The following is a 19,597-nucleotide window of genomic DNA, read 5'->3' on the forward strand; positions in this document are numbered from 1 at the left end:
ATAAACGAACTGCATCTAATACATTTGCAGTTCCAATCACATTGACTTCAAAAGTTTCGGTGGGAATTTCATAAGACAATCGCACTAAAGCTTGAGCTGCCAAATGAAACACAAAATCAGGTTGAAAGTTCACGATTTCTTCTTCCAATCGTTTTTTGTCCCTTAAATCGGCAATCACAGAATTACAAATGGTATCGCCTTCAATCAAATGAAACAAATCATCTTTGGTTTTTGGTTTTAAACTATAGCCTTTTACCTCTGCACCAATAAGGGATAATGTTTTTAATAACCAAGCACCTTTAAACCCAGTATGACCCGTTAAAAATATTTTTTTCCCTTGGTAGGCTTGTTGTAGTTTAAAAAATAATCCTTTTTCTACCATGTCTTCCATTTTGCTTTTCCGGAACTCCACATTTCTTCTAGTTCTAAACGATCTCTTAAGGCATCCATACATTTCCAGAAACCAAAATGTCTGTATGCTGCCAGTTGATCATCGTTTGCGATTTCTCCTAGCGGACCCTTTTCCCATTGTACATCAGTCATATTGCCTTCTAAGTATTTAAATATACCAGGTTCTAACACAAAAAAACCTCCGTTTATCCACATACCGTCTCCCATTGGTTTTTCTTCAAAATGCCCAACTTCTCCAATTTCATTAATATCTAAATTTCCAAATCGTCCTGGAGTTTGAACTGAAGTTAGTGTTGCCAATCTTCCATGAGATTGATGAAACTTCAATAAGGCGCTGAAATTGACATTTGCAACACCGTCACCATAAGTCAACATAAAAGTTTCATCCTTAACGTATTTTTCAATGCGTTTCAATCTTCCTGCAGTATTGGTATGTAAACCGGTATCTATCAAGGTTACTTTAAAAGATTCCGTTTCTGAATAGTGGACTTTGATGTTGTTATTTGCCAATTCAATAGTAACATCAGAATTATGAAGATAATAATTATAAAAGTATTCTTTAATAAAAGAGGCTTTATAACCCAAACAAATTATAAAATCATTATATCCATAATGTTCATACATTTTAAGGATATGCCATAAAATAGGCTTTCCACCGATTTCTACCATAGGCTTAGGTCTAGCTTCTGTTTCTTCCATAAGACGAGTGCCAAAACCACCTGCAAAAATTACTACTTTCATAGGATATTTTTTTTAATCTTTAAATTTCTATATAAACATTGTCCGTCATGGGATAACTGCAACATAATAAATACTCTCCGTTCTTTATATCAATATGATCTTTTGACAAACCTAACATTTTCAGTTCGCCTGATTTCAAGGTTCCTTTGCACGTAGAACAATTGCCTGTCTGACAAGAATATGGTAAATCTATTCCTGCATCTAAAGCCGCTTCTAAAACGCTCTTCCCTTTCGCTACTTCAACTAATGTATTATTATTTTGAAAATTGATTTTTATTTCTTGTGTATTTATATTTTCAAAATCTTTTGGATTTATGACTAATTCAAAATCTTCTGAAAAAACATTTGGCGATGATATATTCAACTCATTTAATGTTTCTTTTATCATGTCCTTTAGAGACATAGGACCACAAATGTAATGTTTAGAATTGACACTATTATTTTTAAGTAATTCTAAAATGAATTGCTCATTAATTCTTCCTTGAAAAACATTGGGCTGTTTATTCTTAACATCTAATTGGCTAAAAAAATAAGTTATTGTAAAAACTGATGGATACAATACTTTCAATTGATTGATGGTTTCTAAAAAAATAGTTGATTCAGGATTCTTATTTCCATAAATCAAATGTATTTTTAATAAAGGGAAAGTGGCTAATATCTCCTTAATAATAGATAATAAAGGGGTTATTCCGCTGCCAACACCCCAAAAATAAATTTCATCATCATTATTATTGGGAATATAACAAAAATTACCTTGAGGCTCCATTACTTCGATTAGATTACCAACTTGTAAATTGTCAAGAATATGGTTTGAAACTATACCATTTTGCAATCTTTTTATTGTAACTTCAATATATGAATCTATACTTGGAGCACTAGATAAGGAATAGGGTCTTAGATATTTTCTTCCATTTATTCTGAATGAAAGGGTTAAGTATTGTCCAGATAAATATTTAATCTTACGTAAACCCGGCTGTTTAAAGCAAAGTGTTATGCTGTCTGGAGTTTCATTTTTTATTGATTCTATTTTAAGTGTGTATAGTTTCATTTCTATCAAAAAAAATCTTTTTTAAATGACTTGCTTTAAATTTAATCTATTTGTTCCTATTCATTATTAGTTTTTAAAATAATAGAAATTTCAAGGCTAATGAATAATTTGGATTTTCTGTTTTACTTTTAATGATTTCGATACTGGAGCACCGCTCAAAATTAGAAAAAATAACGACCAGTTTTTAGGTTTAAAAATACTACTAAAAAAATATTTCACAATCAAGAATAACAAAACTATTTTATGTCCAAAAAATCCATAGTGTTTTTGAGTAATGTAGAGTAACGAAATCTTCAATTCTTTTTTAATAGTTAATGACCGCTGTTCTGTACTGGCTCCGTGATAATGGGTAAATTCGGCTTCGGGAATTAAATAAGCATATTTACCTTTTTTTGCTAATCGAATGCACAAATCGGTTTCTTCGTAATACAAAAAAATGTTGGTGTCAAAACCACCAATATCATAGAAATCAGTTGCTCTAACAAACATATAACTTCCCGGTATAAAGTTAACTTGAATCGGAGTACTGTATTTTTTCTTCCGTTTTGGGTGTTTTTTTGAATTGATGAATTCTAAAAAACTTCGACCCAAAATCTCTCTTGCTGGTGAAGCAAAATGATCAAGTGAAATCATAAAATCGCCATTCTCTTTATAGGCCTGAGCACTAGCGATTCCTATATTTTGATTGTTTTCTAATGCGTTTGTTAGTATCGAAAAACAGTCATTTATAAATAATGTATCATTATTGACGAAAGCTAAATACTTTGCATTGGCAAACTGTACACCATGCATATTTCCGCCACCAAACCCCGTGTTTATTCTACTTCTATGCAATTCAAGATTATGAAAAGTAGTTTCATCGCAAAAGGATTTTAGTTTTAGGTAATCTTCTTTTTCGGAACAATTATCAGTTATAATAATTTGATAATTGATGTTTTTAGAAGTTTTTTCTATAATAGAACGTATGCAATTGATGCTATGCTCGCTCGAATTGTAGTTGATTAATATTACGGCTATGTCAAACATCATAAATATTGATTAATTCCATTTTCGATAAAAGTCAGTTTTTTTTCGGTAGTTTGCTTTTCAATTTCGTTATTGATTTCAATATGAATTTTGGATTGTTCTTTGTGGTAGATATGGTAAGCAATACCAGCAAACTTCAATCTTTTTCCTTTGACACCAATATTGTGCAATCGTTGAATCATTTCGGAATCATCGATTCCCCAGCCAACTAAATCTTCATTAAAACCATTAATTTTGATAAAATCTTCTTTCCAAAATGACATATTACAACCCCGAAGTTTTCGAGAACGCTTTTCAACACTTTTGGCGAAATTCATCAAAAAAGTAATCCGAATTGTTCTTCCTCTTTTTTTAATCCCTTTTGAAAAAAGATTGAATGAAATAATTTTTTCAGAAAATAATTTTGTTAATAGTTTCTTTTGAATATTTACTCTTGAACCAAATAAATACTGTCCTTTTTTGGCAAAATTTAAGTGATCTTCTATAAAATTTTTATTCATTATGATATCGCCATCAATCTCAATAATATAATCATATTTAGAAGCAGCAATAGCTTTGTTCATGATTTTTGGCTTTCTGTTTTTGAGGTCTTCATGCCAAATATGAATCAGTGGTATAGGAATTTTTTTTTGAAAAGCTTCTATTAATTGTTTGGTGTCTTCTCTGGAGCCATCATCCGCAATAATTACTTCGTTAGGTAAAACAGTTTGATTAATTGTGCTTAGGAGTATTAATTCCAGTGCTTCAGGCCAATTATAAGTAGGAGTTATTAGAGAACATGTAGGAAAGTTGCTCATATCTATTCAATTTTTCTATACAGCATCCAAAGTTGCAAATAGCGTTTAAACACCGAAAATGAGTGTATATAGGCTAAAATAAATCCTTCTTTTCGATCCAAAATCCCTAATCTAAAAAAATATTGCCACAAAAATCGATATAAAGGGCGGAAAAGAAAATGGTAAAAAGTAGGCTTTAATTTTTTTTGATATAAATTCTGAGCTTGTAATTTACTATACAAATTTAGTTTGTTGTTGTAATTGTCAAAATTTTTATAGCTGTAATGATTTACTCTGTTTTGAAGTAAGCCAATTTTTCCATTAGCTTTAACAGATTCGTGAACTAAATTTCCATTATATTCACAGAAATTTTTATTAAAAACCCGTATCGCTTTATCATTTTTCCATCCTCCAAAACGAATGTGTTTATCCATGAAAAAGAAGTTTCTTTTTACTAAAAAAGCAATCGAATCTTTTGATTTTGAAATGATTACTTTAATTTCAGATTCTAGAGCTGGAGTTGGGATTTCATCCAAATCAAAAAAAACAATCCAATCATTTTTTGCCTGACTAATAGCAAAGTTACGTTGGTCTGAGAAATTTGTAAATTCTCTTTCAATAACTTTAACTCCCATTTCTAATGCGATTTCTATTGTTTTGTCAGTGCTTTTGGAATCAATAAAAATAATTTCATCTACAAAAGCTAAACTTTCAACATATCTCTTTACGTTGATTTCTTCGTTAAAAGTAATGGCTAAGGCAGTTATTTTTGGGGTTATGTTATTTTCGGACATGTAAATAGATGAAATATCAGGCAAATATAATATTTTTACACGATACAATTTTCAAATTTTATATTGTGTCAAAATTACCCATTCTAATGTACCATAATATTAGTTCTAACTTAGATTTAAGTAGGGGATTGACATTAGCTTCCCAAAAGTTTGAAAAACAACTTCAATATTTAGTAAAACACAATTTCACCACTTATTTTATTTCCGAATTAGATAATAAAAATTCTATTTCAAGTAAATCAGTAGTATTAACTTTTGATGATGTTACTGAAAATCAATTGTTATATGCCTTACCGTTATTAAAAAAATATAATATTAAAGCTACTTTTTTTGTTCCGTTTTCTTTTATTGGAAGTTCTGATTCGTGGAATTTAGGTTCTGAAAAAATTATGACAATCGAACAATTAAAATCATTAGATCCTGATTGTGTCGAATTGGGACATCATTCTTTTTCTCATAAAAAATATTCCGAATTGAATAAGAATGAAATTCAAGATGATTTTGATAAATCTTTTGAATTTATAAGTAAAAACGATTTGAAAGTTTTTCCAGCGTTAGCCTATCCTTATGGTAATTATCCTAAAAAAGAAAACCAGAAAAAAGATTTTTTTCAACTTTTAGAGAAAAATAAAATCAAAATGGCACTTAGAATTGGTAATCGAGTAAATCATTTTCCTTTTAAAAATAAGTATGAGATTCAACGAATAGATATCAAAGGAGAAGATAATTTGTTTGTATTTAAATGGAAATTAAGAATAGGTAAACTTCGATTGTTTTAACCTTATTAATGAATATTTTTTTCAATAAGAATCATTTTTGCATAGCGTGAAAAAACACCGTAGGCATTGATACTGGCTAAAGCTAGTCCGGGAACACCATCTAAAAAACCTCTTTTTAAAATATAAGATGAAAAAAAACGGTAAAGTGGTTTAAAAAATAAGTGAAAGAGAGTGACTCTTTTTCCTTTGTTTATGGATGTTTTGGCTTGAAACCAAGCATAGGAATCCTTTTTTTGGATTAAATGAAATAGACCCTTGTAGGTATAATGAATCATAAAGTTTTTTAAGGTTCCAATACTGCCTTCAATCTGTAGTTTTTCGTGAACATCACCAGTAAATTTCACATTATTATTTTTCACCAATCGCAGAACTTTATCTACTTTGTGATATAAAAATCTATTCATGTAAAAGTGTGGAAAACTTAGTTTAAAGCCTGAATGTTTACTGTTTTTTATTTCTGATAATATTTCAATTTTTAGTTTTTGAGAAACCCGCTCGTCGGCATCAATAAATAGAATCCAATCTCCAGTTGCATAGTTAATAGCATGATTTTTTTGAGCTGAAAAATTATCGAATTTTCGATCTAATACTTTACAACCCATTAATAGTGCTTTCTCTTTTGTTCCATCAGTGCTGTAGGAGTCAACTACAATAATTTCATCAGCAAAACTAATTGATTTAATAGCATCTTCTATATAATCAATTTCATTGTATGTAGGTATAATTACTGATAATTGGGTCATTGAATTTTTTTTAAAGAAAGCAAATCTAACAAAAAATAAATATCTTTGCGACATGATGCAAAAGAATATTTCAGTTGTAATTAGTACTTATAATTCTCCAGACTGGCTCAAAAAAGTGATTTGGGGTTATAACACACAAACCTACCGTAATTTTGAAATGGTTATTGCTGATGATGGTTCAAATCAAGAAACTTTTGATTTGATTGAGCTAATGAAAAAAGAAGTGTTTTTTCCAATTATTCACATCTGGCATGAAGATAACGGTTTTCAAAAATCTCAAATATTAAATAAAGCTATTTTAGGCTGTACCACAAATTATATTTTGATGTCTGATGGCGATTGTATTCCTCGTCCAGATTTTATAGAACAACATATTAAATTTCGAGAAGAAGGATTTTTCCTTTCAGGTGGTTATCATAAATTACCTTTGGCATTGTCTAAAAATATTGAAAAAGAAACTATTTATTCAGAGCAATGCTTTGATATGAAATGGTTAAAGTCTAATGGTATGCGGGTTTCATTCAAAAACAGTAAAGTATATTCAAAAGGGTTATTAAGTGGTCTTTTAAATTTTTTAACACCTACAACACCAAGTTGGAATGGACATAATGCTTCGGGTTGGAAAGAAGATATTTTGTCTGTTAATGGTTTTGATGAAAGAATGCAATATGGCGGACAAGATAGAGAATTAGGAGAGCGATTAGTGAATTTTGGCATCAAGCCCAAACAAATAAGATACAGTACGGTTTGTTTGCATCTAGATCATCCGAGAGGTTATGCAACTCCTGAATCCATTAAAAAAAATAAAAATATTCGAAAAGCAACCAAGGTTAATCGAAAAAAATGGACTGATTTTGGAATCCTAAAAAAATAATAAAACTCGTAATTAAAAATTATTTTTCAAGAAAATTTCTAATTCTGGTACAATTAATTCCGGTGTTAATTGTTTATATAACTCATCTGGATTTTTCTCTATTTTTTTGCGTTCTTCAAACGTAAAACTATCAAATAAATCAGGCTTCATTTCTAAGAGATGCACCGAGTGGTGTTTTATTCCATCTTCAAAACTCGCCCAATGATCTTTATTTACATAAGGTGAAAAAATGGTAAATGTTGGTTTGTTTAGTGCTTTTGCAATATGTACCGTTCCGCCTTCGTTAGAAACCAATAGATGGCATTGATTCATAAGTTTGATAAAATCACGAATGCTTGGCGCATAAATATCCAAAATAATATTAGCTTTATTTTTGCACAATTCATATATTTTTTGCGCTTCTTCTTTCTGATGGGGAGCATAATTAAAAAGCAAATAAGCATCATAATTTGAGGCTATATAATCGACTATTTGAGCAACATAATTGTAAGGCATGGATTTTTGGGGAGTGCTTCCCAAAACACCAAGTACGATAATTTTTTTTGAGGCATATTGTCCTAACCAATCTTCTTTTTTTTCTTCTTCAGAAAGTGATATTTTGGGTTCATAATCAATGGGGTCAAAATTACTTACTTGGCTTAATAAGTGAATTCGGTCTTCAATAGCCTTGCCGCAGATTTTAGTTTTTTCCTTCGATATGGTTACTGGGTGCGTGTAGTAACCCCAGTTGCCAAATTTTTTCCGACTTTTATGACCAATTGTTTGTCCTGCTCCAGAAAATTTACAAATTAGTTTACTTTGCGTTTTTGAATAAGGGTCAAAAATAATATCATACTTTTCTTTTCTTATTTGACGAATGAGTTGAAATAAAACGGGTATTTTTTTAAGTTCCTTATCATTGATGCTAATGATTTTATCAATGTTTGGATTGTTCATTATTACGCCATGAGTAAAGTCATAAGCCATAAAATGAATTTCACTTTCTGGAAATTTCATTTTATAGTTATTGGCAATTACAGAACTGATTAGCACATCGCCAATTCGCTTATTTTGTATAATTAAAATTTTTTTCATGTTTTTGAATTTTAATTTTTCAGAGGTCTAATACGAAATCGACTTTACTTAATTAATATTTTAAAAAAAAACTTGATTTAGAGTTGACTTCATAAAACTAATTCTTGTTGCAAAGTACTATTTTTTATACTTTTAAACCAAAAAAGTATTGAACACTGTGAAGATTATCCTGAATTCCAATTATAAAACGAAAGAGAAATCTATTCTTCAACTAGTTAGCCACTTTTTTGACGAAGGAAACCTTATTGTTCAAGGTTCTAGAAATACAATTAAATCTAATTTTATTGGTGAAGAAAAGGTAAATATCAAGTTTTTTCAAAAACCAGGTTTTTTTAAATCAATAATTTATTCTTTTTTAAGAAGTACTAAGGCTAAGCGCTCTTTTGATTATGCTAATTATTTGATAGACCACCATATTCAAACTCCAATACCTATAGCTTATGTTGAGGAAAGAAATAGTCTAGGTTTTTTGGGAGATAGTTTTTATATCTGTCAACAAATAGACTATGATTTTACGATTCGGGAACTTATTCACAATCCTTTATTTCCAAATCGGAATTTAATTTTGGAACAATTCACCGAATTTACGTTTAAGATGCACGAGGCCAAGGTTAATTTTTTAGATCATTCACCCGGAAATACTTTAATTTTAGAAACAGGGGATGGGAATTATGATTTTTTCTTAATCGACTTAAATCGCATGAAATTTGAAGATTTATCTCTAGAAATGCGGTTGGATAATTTCAAAAAAATGTGGCTTTCTAAACAAATGGTAAAAGTTGTGGCTAGAAAATATGCCCAATTAAGTGGTCAAAACGAAGAGAAGTTATCTCAATTATTACTCAAAAAAACTAAAGATTTTAAACGTAAAATCACCAAAAAAAAATATTGGAAACGTAAATTGATGTAATAAAAAAATCCAAATTCCAAAAGTTGAACGATTGGAATTTGGATTTTTAAATATGTTTTATTTAAACCGCTACATCATATTCTCTCAACGCATTATTCAAAGACGTTTTTAAGTCTGTAGAAGGCTTACGCGTACCGATAATTAAAGCACAAGGCACTTGATAATCACCTGCGGCAAAGGTTTTAGTATAACTTCCAGGAATTACAACAGAACGAGCCGGAACAAATCCTTTTCTTTCAATTGGAGTTTCGCCAGTAACATCGATAATTTTGGTAGAAGCAGTTAAGCAAACATTTGCACCAAGAACAGCTTCTTTACCCACATGAACTCCTTCAACAATAATGCAACGGGAACCTATAAATGCTCCATCTTCAATAATTACCGGTGCCGCTTGCAAAGGCTCAAGCACACCACCAATTCCAACACCCCCAGAAAGATGAACGTCTTTACCAATTTGAGCACAACTTCCCACCGTAGCCCAAGTATCGACCATGGTTCCAGCATCAACATAAGCACCAATGTTTACATAACTTGGCATCATAATAACACCCGCAGAAATATAGGCGCCATAGCGAGCAGAAGCTCCAGGAACGACACGAACACCTTTTTCGGCATAATCTCTTTTCAATAACATTTTGTCATGGTATTCAAAAATCCCAGCTTCAACGGTTTCCATTTTTTGAATAGGGAAATACAAAACAACGGCTTTCTTTACCCATTCATTTACTTGCCATCCTTCGCCAACAGGCTCAGCAACACGAAGTTTTCCGGAATCTAATAATTCGATAACCGCTCTAATAGCATCTGTAGTTGTTTTTTCTTGTAATAAAGCTCTGTTTTCCCAAGCTTGTTCTATAATCGGTTGTAATTCGTTCATTTTTGTAAAATTTTTGAGCAAAGATAGGATTTTTAAACAAAAGCAAAAAGTCTATTTGAATTGAAAATGTTTATATTTGTATATCAAATTTCTGAATTATGGAAACCCTAACAATAGAATTTCAGCCCAACATCAAAGCCAAAATCTTAGAATTATTGAGTTCGTTTTCTTCGGATGAATTGAAAATAGTTCCCGAGAGAGCAACTTTTGAAGAAGAAAAAAGAATGCTTCAGTCCAGAATTGATAAAATTAATGATGGAACTGCTGTTTATTCTACTTTTGAGGAACTAGATATTTTACTTGAAACAACAATATCAAAATATGAGGATTAAATTAACTATTGAATTTAATTATGATTTGAACGATATAGTTGATTTTATTTCAAAAGACAAACCTGTTGCTGCTAGGAAATTCAAGATTGAATTAATAAAAAAGATACAAAAAGACTTGAAACATCCTTTTCTTTTTAAAAAATCAATTTATTTTGAGGATGAGAAAATTAGAGATTATGTTTTTAAAGGGTATACAATTGTTTTTAAAGTAGATAATGACCTTGAACTTGTTTCAGTTGTAGCAATTTTGAAACTTAGAAATTCCTTATAAATGCCAAGAATTCTCTCCATTGATTACGGACAAAAACGAACGGGAATAGCCGTTACCGATGAACTGCAAATTATTGCATCGGGCTTGACGACCATTCCATCTGCTACAGCAATTGCTTTTTTAAAAGACTATTTTTCTAAAGAAAAAGTTGAGGCGGTACTTATTGGCGAACCCAAACAAATGAACGGAGAACCGTCAGAAAGTGCTTCAATTATAAAGGGATTCGTAACGCATTTCACGAATCATTTTCCGGACATGAAAGTCATTCGTGTCGATGAACGCTTTACTTCAAAAATGGCTTTTCAAACGATGATAGATAGTGGATTAAGCAAAAAGCAACGCCAAAACAAAGCGCTGATTGACGAAATATCTGCAACCATAATGCTTCAAGATTATTTGACCCGAAAAATGTTTTAATCATCCTTGATATTTTCAATTCCATTATTTTACTTACTTTTGCCTCCATTTTGATATACACTTAATTTCAATACACAATGATTTTACCAATTGTAGGTTATGGCGATCCAGTTTTAAGAAAAGTAGGGGAAGAAATTTCAAGAGATTTCCCAAGCTTAAAAGAAACTATTGCTAACATGTATGAAACTATGTATAATGCGTATGGAGTAGGTTTAGCCGCTCCACAAGTTGGATTAAGTTTAAGATTGTTTGTTATTGACACCACTCCGTTTGGTGATGATGAAGATCTTCCAATCGAAGAACAACTTCATCTAAAAGGATTTAGAAGAACTTTTATTAATGCTAAAATAGTAAAAGAAGAAGGTGAGCTTTGGGCTTTTAATGAAGGTTGTTTGAGTATTCCAGAAGTTAGAGAAGATGTTTATAGAAACGAAAAGATAACTGTTGAATATTGTGAGGAAGACTTTGTCTTAAAAACCGAAGTGTTTGATGGTCTAATTGCTAGAGTTATTCAACATGAATATGATCATATCGAAGGTATTTTGTTTACGGATTTAATTTCGTCCTTAAAAAAACAATTAATTAAGAAAAAGTTGCAAAATATTATGGACGGAAAAACAAGACCAGACTACCGAATGAAATTTTGCAACAAAAAAGGAAGATAAAAAATACTGATTTTATAACCCCAAATAAATAATAAATCTTAAAAATGAATTTAGAAAAAATATTATCAATAGCAGGAAAACCAGGTTTATTTGCATTAAAAGTTCAAACTCGTACCGGATTTTTAGTAGAGTCTTTACTCGATGGAAAAAAAATGACGGTTTCATTAAAAGTAAATGTTAGTTTATTGTCTGAAATATCTATTTACACCTTTGAAGGTGAAAAGCCTTTATCAGAAGTAATGAGAAACATAGCCATTAAAGAAGATTGTGGTCCAGCAATTTCTCATAAAGAAGACAATGCTAAGCTAATTGCTTATTTCATGGAAATATTGCCGCAGTATGATTCAGAAAGAGTATATCCTTCTGATATTAAAAAAGTACTTAATTGGTATAACATTTTACAATCTAAAGATTTAGTTTCAAAAGAAGAACCTATAATTGAGAATGCCGAAGAAGTTTTAGAAAAAGTAGTCGAAGAAGTAGTTGCCGAAAAAGCCAAAGCTCCAGCTAAAAAATCTCCAGCTAAGAAAGAGTAATTAACTTTCTATATTATATTTTAATCCTGTCACGGTTTTTCCTGACAGGATTTCTTATTTTTACAATAATTATGTTTTGTACAAAACTAAATATCTAAACCCAATATTCATCTATACTTTTCTAATGAACTCTAAAAAAACGCAACTTCAAGCTTTTGAACGATTATTAAACATCATGGACGATTTGCGTGAAAAATGCCCTTGGGATAAGAAACAAACCTTGCAAAGTTTACGCCATTTAACCATAGAGGAAACTTACGAATTAGGCGATGCCATCTTAGATAATGATTTAAATGAAGTTAAGAAAGAATTGGGAGATTTGTTATTGCATATTGTTTTTTATGCCAAAATAGGAAGCGAAACTAACGATTTTGACATGACCGATGTGTGTAACGAAATTTGCGAAAAACTCATTCATCGTCATCCTCATATTTATAGTGATGTTGTGGTAAAAGATGAAGAAGAAGTAAAACAGAATTGGGAAAAATTAAAATTGAAAGAGGGTAAAAAATCAGTTTTAGAAGGCGTTCCCAAAAGTTTACCAGCTCTTGTAAAAGCAAGTAGAATTCAAGATAAAGTAAAAGGAGTAGGGTTTGACTGGGAAGAGCCACACCAAGTTTGGGACAAAGTACAAGAAGAATTACAAGAACTACAAGTTGAGGTTCGGGCTGGAGATCAAGATAAGATAGAGGCGGAGTTTGGTGATGTCTTATTTTCGATGATTAATTATGCACGATTTTTAAATATCAATCCCGAAGATGCTTTAGAACGTACCAATAAAAAATTCATTAAACGATTTCAATATTTAGAGAGTAAGGCAGGGGAATTAGGAAAACCGTTAATGGATATGACCTTAGCTGAAATGGATGTTTTTTGGGAGGAAGCCAAAAAAATGTAATTGAAAATCTATGATTTTAAATTAGAAACGTATTTGTTGAATTTCAATAGTAGTAAAGATTTGTTTTGCTCTGCAAAGTAAAGAGGTTTTTACTGAGTATTATGTAATAATTGAGTACTTTTTATTGCCAAATAATATAAAAAGCCTCATTTTTATGATTAGAATGAGGCTTTTGAATTTAAATTTATATAGAATTACCCTTGATTTAAACTTTTAACTTGTTTTAGTTTATCTTTTAAAAGTTCCATTTCTTCTTTCAGTTTTGCAATGTTTTTACGAACTTCTAAAACTATCGAATTTTCTTTTTTAGCATTTCTGGTATTGGTGAAAAATTGAATGTTATTTTCTAATTGGAAAACCTCATTTTTAATTTCTTCAATTTTGCGACTTAAGAAAATCTTTTCGTTTTCTAGTTTTCTGGTGTCATTAGATTCTGAAAGCTGATCGATTCTATTAGAGAAACGCATCATTTCATTATCCTTTTTACTCAAACTTAATTTTCCGAAAAGCACATCCAAAATTTTATTGAATTTACCTTCAATATGTCTTCTATTAATTGGTACAGCTCCAAAACTTTTCCAAGTTTCGATATGTAATTTGATGGCATCTAAATCGGTTTTATGCTCACCCACTAATTGAAACTCTCGAAGTGTTTCTAAATAGGCTTTCTTTTTCTCAAAAGCTTCAACCTCTTCAACGTTTTCTTCTTTTTTCTGTTCTTTTAATTTATCAAAATAATGATTACAGGCTCCTCTAAATTCTAACCAAATCTTGTCTGAAAATTTTCTAGGAACATGACCTATTTGTTTCCATTCTTCCTGAATTTGCTTCATAATTGGTGTTGTGGCAGCAAAATCAGTGCTTTCTTGTAATTCTTTAGCTTTAGCAACAAGAGCCATTTTAAGATTCAGATTGTTGTTTTGGTCTTTTTTAATGTCTTTATAAAAAGAATTTTTGAAAGAATTGAAATTTCTAACGGCAGTTTTAAACGCTCCCCAAGTTTCTTCATTAACTTCTAATGGCACTTTTCCAGCTGCATAAAAAGTAGCTCTTAGGGATTCTACTTTTTCAACTTGACCAAGCCAAAGGGAATGAGAATCAACTTTCTCGGTTGCAAGAACTTCTATTTGGGCAATAATTTCTTTTTTCTTTTCTAAATTTTCAAGTTCTTTACCTCTAAATTGCTCAAATAAAACTTCGCGCTTATCATGCATTTGCTTTGTCAAATCGCTAAAGGTATTCCAGATTTCTTCTCTATGTTCTCTTGAAACAGGGCCAATATCTTCTTTCCAAATTTTATGTAAATCTTGTAATTCTCGGAAAGCCTTATTGATATCAGTTTCATTTACTAATTCTTCAACACGAGCAACAATTTTTTGTTTTTGTTCTAAATTGTGTTTAAAATCAATGTCTCGCGCTTCTCGGTCTAAGTGCAAATAATCATAAAAATTTTCAACATGAAAATGATAATTATTCCAAACATGATTGTATTTGTCTTTTGGTATTGCTCCTGCATTTTTCCAACGTTCTCTTAAATCATTAAAATGTTTTAAAGTATCCTTAATATTAGTTTGAGGGTTGATAAGCTCTTTTAATTCTTCGACAATGGCTAATCTATTTTCTAAATTTGTTTTAAGGTTTGTTTGTAAGCTCTTGAAGTGTGCGTTTTTAGTATCTCTATATTGAGAATAATATTGGTCAAATATTAATTTTAGAGGAAGTTGATACTGAAATTCTTCATTTGGATCTTGATTTTCGGCAAGGAATTCTTCTTTTTTCTCTTCTAAAAGATGATGATATTTTGCTAAAAAAGATTTTTTAATTTCTTCGACATGATCTTTTACCGACATGACTTTTTCTACAGTAACTAAATTTTTTAATTCATCTACTAGAGATTCTAAGGATAAAGAATCATAATCTAGCATCGGTATTTCATGACGATCTTTCAGGGTTTCATCTTCGCTTTCTTCTGCATTTATTACTGCAATAGCTTCAATAATTGTATCGGTTTCTATCGTTTCTACTGCGGTTATTTCTATAGGTTCATCTATCTGTATTTCTTCACTAATGCTAGTAGTTTCGACTACTTCCTGAGAAGTAATTTCAATAGGCTCTTCTACTTGTGTTGGTATTTCTTTGCTAAAGCTAGTAGTTTCTATTGCTTCCAGTGGAGTATTTTCAATAGGATCTTCTATTTGGGTTGGTATTTCTTCACTAACAGCATTTTCAATAACTTCGCTGTTATCCTCTGTTATTTCCTGGTTTTCAATTGCAGGAGTAATTATCTCTTCGGTTTCTGCAGCAGAGGATGAGTTTGTTTGTGCTGGTTGTAAATCTTCTAAAACCGGATTTTCTAGTTGAATAGATTCAGCTGAATTTGTTACTACATTTCCATCTGCTTGAAGCAGGTTATCATTCGTTTGGTCTAACATTTTTTTAAATGTTTAAGGGTTCATTTATGTTTTTCGAGTGCGAAAGGTAGTAAAGCTTGTTTAAAGTACAAAACAAAACAATTAATTATAGTGGTTTTGGTTTAATAAGTCAGGCTTTTTGAGGCTTTTTTTTGTTTATATTAATTAAATAAAACCTTTTATTTACATAAACATAATACATTAAAATGCCATTCAGAGGATGTTTTTAAAGAAAATTATAAACCTTAAGTATTCCTAGTTTATTAAATTCTTATTTTTTTGATAAAAAAATTGTAATGAAAAATAATTACTTATTTATTCCAAATTTCCCATGATTTTTCTGCTTGAAAAACAAGCATATCCAAACCATTTTTTGTTTTTGCACCTTGATTTTTCGCTTTTTTCAAAAATTGAGTTTCTTCTGGATTGTAAATTAAATCATAAGCAATATGCTTATCGGAGAAGTATTCATAAGGAATTAATGGGAAATTATCAATATTTGGACTAGTACCTACTGGAGAACAGTTAATTATAATTTGATATTCATTAAAAGTATTCGCGTTGATTTGATCATAAGTTATCCTATTTTCTGTTTCGTTTCGAGAAACAAAAATATATTCAATATTTAATTCTTTCAGTGCAAATGCCACACCTTTTGAAGCCCCACCTGTTCCTAATATTAAGGCTTTTTTATGATGTTTTTGTAACAGAGGTTTTAATGATTCCATAAAGCCGTAATAGTCAGTATTGTAGCCTTTTAGTTTCCCTTTTTTTGTAAATTTAATAGTATTTACTGCGCCAATTAAAGAAGCTTTTTTTGATAGGCTGTCTAAATATTGTAAAACTTGTTCTTTGTATGGAATGGTTACATTCATACCATGAATGTTTATATTGTTTGCAATTATTTCAGGAAATTCAGAAATTTCAGCTATGTCAAAATTCTCGTAGGAGCAGTTATTTAAATTTTCTACATTAAATTTATCAGTAAAATATCCTTTTGAAAATGAATAACTAATATTACGTCCAAGTAACCCAAATCTTTTTAGTGGCATTTTTGATATTATGTTTTATTATTTTTTGCAATGTAATTTTGCACCATTTTTCTAGTCCAAACAACTGGAAATAAATCTTCTAAGACAACATAGTTTTTAAAATTCAAACGTAAAGCATTGCTTAAATGAAATTTTGCTTTGGTAGTTTGTTGTATCATAAAATATAAACCCGCCAATCGATATTCTACTTCGTTTTCTTCAGGAAAATATTCTGAGGCTTGTAATAAAGTTTGAATGGCAGTATCAAACTCTCCAAGAAACTGAAGAATGTCAACCCAAAATAACCAAGTGTCTAATTGATAATCACCAAATTCTACAGCTTTTCTATATCCAAATTCTGCTTCTTCAAATAAATTTAAGTGTTTGTTTATCGTCGCATACCTTTTCCAATACAAACGATTTTGATTATCAATTCCCAAAGCTTTGTTTACAAAGTCTAATGCTTTTTGGAAATTTTTTTGTCGAACATAAAAATCGGTTATGGCAATCCATCCTTTGTCTAAAAGCGGGTCTTCATGAACTGTTTTATTGAAATGTTTCAATGCTTGAACCTTATTTCCTAATTTTTCATAGCATTTACCAATTCTTAGCAATGCATAAGAAGTAGGGTCATCTAATTCTATAGTTCTTTTATAACATTCTATGGCTTCGTTATATTTTTTTAAACGCTCCAAAGCTTTTGCTTTCTCCATAAATGCGCCTAAAAACTCATCATCAATTATGGTCGCATAATCAAATGCGAGTATAGCATTTTCATATTCTTTTACGCCATAATGTAAACGACCTAATTGATGCCATGCGATTTCACTATATGGATTTTTGTCTATATACTGTTTTATATAAGTAATGGCTTCTTGATTTTGATCAAGAAATTCAAAGCAATAAACAACATTATACAATGCCGATTGATCTTCAAGATCAACTTCTAGGCATTGGATAAAACTATCTCTGGCCAATTCAAGTTGATCCATAAATAGATATTCCATTCCTATTAAATTATATACATCGGCTAAATCATCAGTGTATTTTAAAGCAATTTTAAGTAATTCAACAGCTTTTTCATGTTGATCTCTTTTGGAACAAATATTCGCTTTTTGAATGTAAATTTCTTCGTTTGTTGGTTCTATAGCGTAAATTTCGTTCAATAATTTTTCAGCTATTTCAAGTTTGTCATCATAGACAAGCATTTCAACCTGGACCAATTTTAGACCAGTGGATTTTGGGTGTTGTTCTAAAGCTAATTTTAAAGCTTTTTTTGCCAGTGCGGGCTTACCCATATCGAGATAATGTAAGATGATATCTTCGAATTCTTCGGAATCAAAAAAGAGGACTTTGTTGGTTTTCAACATTGACTCAAATTTGGATAGGGATAAGTTATATTCTTCTTCCTCGTTGCTTAATTGCATAGCTTTATTTTTTGAGTTTTCCCATAATAAAATTAGTAAACCTTGTTGTTAAGTTGGGGATAGTTTAGAATTCTTTTGAACAATTTAATTAACAGAAATTAATTTTAAAAATCTAATTATCAGTTGATAATTGAATCTCATTCATTACTTCAATAATAATTGCACAACCTTCCTTAATTTCATCATTAGAAATTGTTAAAGGCGGAGTAATTCTGACGGCATTAGCTTCAAAAAGTAGCCAAAATAAAATAAGTCCACGATCTTGGCATTCTAGAATTACTTTATTTGTAATGGTATCGCTTTCGGTCATAATTGCCAACATTAATCCTTTTCCTCTAATTTCTTTAATCAAAGGATGTACCAAAAGTGATTTGAAGAGTTTTTCTTTCTCTAAGGTTTCATTAATTAGGTTAGTTTGTGTAATTTCTTGCAATGTAGCCAAGCAGGCTGCCGCTATGACAGGATGTCCTCCAAAAGTAGTTATATGTCCTAATTTTGGATTATGAGATAATAAATCCATCATTGCTGCTGATGCCGTAAAAGCTCCAACAGGCATTCCGCCTCCCATTCCTTTTCCCATTACAAGAATATCAGGAACAATATCATAATTTTGAAACCCAAAAAGTTTACCTGTTCTTCCAAAACCAGGTTGAATTTCATCTAAAATCATCATTGCTCCATTTTCTGAACAACGTCTACGCACTTTTTCCAAAAAATTATTTTCTGGCTGAATAAATCCAGCACCGCCTTGAATGGTTTCTAAAATAATACCAGCAGTTTTTGTAGTGATTTTTTCTAAATCAGCCTCATTATTGAAAGTGATAAAATCAACATCGGGCAGTAAAGGGCGGAAAACTTGTTTTCTTTCTTCAAAACCCATAATGCTTAATGATCCCATCGTGTTTCCATGATAGGCATTATGGCAAGAAATTAATTGGCTTCGTCCAGTTACTCTTCTAGCAAGTTTTAATGCTCCCTCAATAGCTTCGGTTCCCGAATTTACAAGATATGTTTTCTCTAATGGATCAGGTAGGAGTGATGCTAATAATTTACAATATTCAACTGCGGGACTTTGAGAATATTCACCATATACCATAACGTGAGAATATTTATCTAGCTGATCTTTTATTGCTTGATTTACTCGCAATGGCTGATGTCCTAATGTGCATGCTGAAACCCCCGCTGTAAAATCTAAATATTTTTTGTTGTTAATATCAAAAATATAGGATCCTTTGGCATAAGCTACTTCCATACCTAATGGATAGGGAGAGGTTTGGGCTTGGTATTTTAGAAAATCGTTATTCAATTTATATATTTTGAAGGTAAAAAAATTAATGAATTAGAAATAAAGTTCAAGTCTACAAACAGAATTTTCTATAATGCAATATTATTGGCTAAATTTATAAAAAAGGAGGTAAACTTAAAAAATATTATGATTTATTTATACCTTAAACTAATGTTTCTTTCTATTTATTTCTAGTCTTATTGACTTTTAATAAACCACATCGGGGCATAGCCCCATTGGTATTAGCAAAATAAAAGCCACAGATCCACAG

22 protein-coding genes are annotated in these 19,597 nt (G+C 30.6%); 9 read left to right on the plus strand and 13 right to left on the minus strand.

Translation table 11 applies throughout. The annotated features are described in order from the left end of the window. The 6 genes from ACKVOD_RS12720 to ACKVOD_RS12745 all read right to left on the minus strand — a co-directional run. Positions 1–391, minus strand: a 391-nt coding sequence (locus ACKVOD_RS12720; RefSeq protein ID WP_409209842.1) for a GDP-mannose 4,6-dehydratase, incomplete at its 3' end; no start/stop codon positions are given. Further along, a complete protein-coding gene (gene rfbF / locus ACKVOD_RS12725; RefSeq protein ID WP_409209843.1) occupies positions 376–1,152 on the minus strand; it encodes a glucose-1-phosphate cytidylyltransferase in 777 nt (258 codons plus the stop codon). The genes ACKVOD_RS12720 and rfbF, both read right to left, overlap by 16 nt. 19 nt (positions 1,153–1,171) lie before the next feature. Continuing rightward, positions 1,172–2,200: an FAD-binding oxidoreductase gene (locus ACKVOD_RS12730; protein WP_409209844.1), complete on the minus strand. Its 1,029-nt coding sequence runs from the start codon at positions 2,198–2,200 to the stop codon at positions 1,172–1,174. A 96-nt stretch (positions 2,201–2,296) separates the two neighbouring features. Continuing rightward, positions 2,297–3,229, minus strand: coding sequence for a glycosyltransferase family 2 protein (locus ACKVOD_RS12735; protein WP_409209845.1), 933 nt, complete (start codon positions 3,227–3,229; stop codon positions 2,297–2,299). Further along, positions 3,226–4,023 (minus strand): glycosyltransferase family 2 protein, encoded by a 798-nt coding sequence (locus ACKVOD_RS12740; protein ID WP_409209846.1) that lies wholly within the window; start codon positions 4,021–4,023, stop codon positions 3,226–3,228. Before ACKVOD_RS12740 ends, ACKVOD_RS12735 begins: the two co-directional genes overlap by 4 nt. Before the next feature lie 2 nt (positions 4,024–4,025). Continuing rightward, positions 4,026–4,820, minus strand: coding sequence for a glycosyltransferase family 2 protein (locus ACKVOD_RS12745; protein WP_409209847.1), 795 nt, complete (start codon positions 4,818–4,820; stop codon positions 4,026–4,028). Positions 4,821–4,861: 41 nt separating this feature from the next. Here ACKVOD_RS12745 and ACKVOD_RS12750 point away from each other — a divergent pair, with 41 nt between their 5' ends. After that, entirely contained in the window at positions 4,862–5,575 is a 714-nt protein-coding gene (locus tag ACKVOD_RS12750) for a polysaccharide deacetylase family protein (RefSeq protein WP_409209848.1), read from the plus strand. Positions 5,576–5,580: 5 nt separating this feature from the next. Here ACKVOD_RS12750 and ACKVOD_RS12755 read toward each other — a convergent pair whose 3' ends face one another. Further along, positions 5,581–6,318, minus strand: a complete 738-nt coding sequence (locus ACKVOD_RS12755; RefSeq protein ID WP_409209849.1) for a glycosyltransferase family 2 protein — start codon at positions 6,316–6,318, stop codon at positions 5,581–5,583. A gap of 52 nt (positions 6,319–6,370) precedes the next feature. Between ACKVOD_RS12755 and ACKVOD_RS12760 the strand changes: the two genes are divergently transcribed. Beyond that, entirely contained in the window at positions 6,371–7,192 is an 822-nt protein-coding gene (locus ACKVOD_RS12760; RefSeq protein WP_409209850.1) for a glycosyltransferase family 2 protein, read from the plus strand. 12 nt (positions 7,193–7,204) lie between these two features. On the opposite strand, the gene ACKVOD_RS12765 is transcribed toward ACKVOD_RS12760, so the two are convergent. Continuing rightward, the gene (locus ACKVOD_RS12765; RefSeq protein WP_409209851.1) at positions 7,205–8,266 is read right to left on the minus strand and encodes a glycosyltransferase family 9 protein; all 1,062 of its coding nucleotides are present in this window, start codon (positions 8,264–8,266) and stop codon (positions 7,205–7,207) included. Between the two features lie 157 nt (positions 8,267–8,423). Here ACKVOD_RS12765 and ACKVOD_RS12770 point away from each other — a divergent pair, with 157 nt between their 5' ends. Further along, a complete protein-coding gene (locus ACKVOD_RS12770; RefSeq protein ID WP_409209877.1) occupies positions 8,424–9,176 on the plus strand; it encodes a lipopolysaccharide kinase InaA family protein in 753 nt (250 codons plus the stop codon). Positions 9,177–9,237: 61 nt separating this feature from the next. On the opposite strand, the gene ACKVOD_RS12775 is transcribed toward ACKVOD_RS12770, so the two are convergent. Next, positions 9,238–10,053 (minus strand): 2,3,4,5-tetrahydropyridine-2,6-dicarboxylate N-succinyltransferase, encoded by an 816-nt coding sequence (locus ACKVOD_RS12775; protein WP_409209852.1) that lies wholly within the window; start codon positions 10,051–10,053, stop codon positions 9,238–9,240. A gap of 98 nt (positions 10,054–10,151) precedes the next feature. Between ACKVOD_RS12775 and ACKVOD_RS12780 the strand changes: the two genes are divergently transcribed. The 6 genes from ACKVOD_RS12780 (at position 10,152) to mazG (ending at position 13,172) form a co-directional block, all read left to right on the plus strand. Then, positions 10,152–10,385: a hypothetical protein gene (locus ACKVOD_RS12780; protein WP_409209853.1), complete on the plus strand. Its 234-nt coding sequence runs from the start codon at positions 10,152–10,154 to the stop codon at positions 10,383–10,385. Next, complete coding sequence (locus ACKVOD_RS12785; protein WP_409209854.1) at positions 10,375–10,656, plus strand: type II toxin-antitoxin system RelE/ParE family toxin; 282 nt, start codon at positions 10,375–10,377, stop codon at positions 10,654–10,656. The genes ACKVOD_RS12780 and ACKVOD_RS12785 overlap by 11 nt, the downstream gene beginning before the upstream one ends. Further along, positions 10,657–11,073: a Holliday junction resolvase RuvX gene (gene ruvX / locus ACKVOD_RS12790; RefSeq protein ID WP_409209855.1), complete on the plus strand. Its 417-nt coding sequence runs from the start codon at positions 10,657–10,659 to the stop codon at positions 11,071–11,073. A gap of 77 nt (positions 11,074–11,150) precedes the next feature. After that, positions 11,151–11,738: a peptide deformylase gene (gene def / locus ACKVOD_RS12795; protein ID WP_409209856.1), complete on the plus strand. Its 588-nt coding sequence runs from the start codon at positions 11,151–11,153 to the stop codon at positions 11,736–11,738. A gap of 44 nt (positions 11,739–11,782) precedes the next feature. Then, positions 11,783–12,274, plus strand: coding sequence for a DUF5606 domain-containing protein (locus ACKVOD_RS12800; protein WP_409209857.1), 492 nt, complete (start codon positions 11,783–11,785; stop codon positions 12,272–12,274). Between the two features lie 124 nt (positions 12,275–12,398). After that, the gene (mazG, locus tag ACKVOD_RS12805) at positions 12,399–13,172 is read left to right on the plus strand and encodes a nucleoside triphosphate pyrophosphohydrolase (protein WP_409209858.1); all 774 of its coding nucleotides are present in this window, start codon (positions 12,399–12,401) and stop codon (positions 13,170–13,172) included. 194 nt (positions 13,173–13,366) lie between these two features. Here the strand turns inward: mazG and ACKVOD_RS12810 are convergent, their stop codons facing one another. The 4 genes from ACKVOD_RS12810 to ACKVOD_RS12825 all read right to left on the minus strand — a co-directional run bounded on the left by ACKVOD_RS12810 (position 13,367) and on the right by ACKVOD_RS12825 (position 19,347). Then, on the minus strand, positions 13,367–15,604 hold the full coding sequence (locus ACKVOD_RS12810; RefSeq protein ID WP_409209859.1) for a DUF349 domain-containing protein: 2,238 nt from the start codon (positions 15,602–15,604) through the stop codon (positions 13,367–13,369). A gap of 290 nt (positions 15,605–15,894) precedes the next feature. Then, positions 15,895–16,635, minus strand: coding sequence for a shikimate dehydrogenase family protein (locus ACKVOD_RS12815; RefSeq protein WP_409209860.1), 741 nt, complete (start codon positions 16,633–16,635; stop codon positions 15,895–15,897). 8 nt (positions 16,636–16,643) lie between these two features. Further along, a complete protein-coding gene (locus tag ACKVOD_RS12820; RefSeq protein WP_409209861.1) occupies positions 16,644–18,041 on the minus strand; it encodes a tetratricopeptide repeat protein in 1,398 nt (465 codons plus the stop codon). Between the two features lie 112 nt (positions 18,042–18,153). Further along, positions 18,154–19,347, minus strand: coding sequence for an aspartate aminotransferase family protein (locus tag ACKVOD_RS12825; RefSeq protein WP_409209862.1), 1,194 nt, complete (start codon positions 19,345–19,347; stop codon positions 18,154–18,156). Positions 19,348–19,597 lie beyond the last annotated feature (250 nt).

Source organism: Flavobacterium sp. (genome assembly GCF_046155325.1).
Lineage (GTDB): Bacteria > Bacteroidota > Bacteroidia > Flavobacteriales > Flavobacteriaceae > Flavobacterium.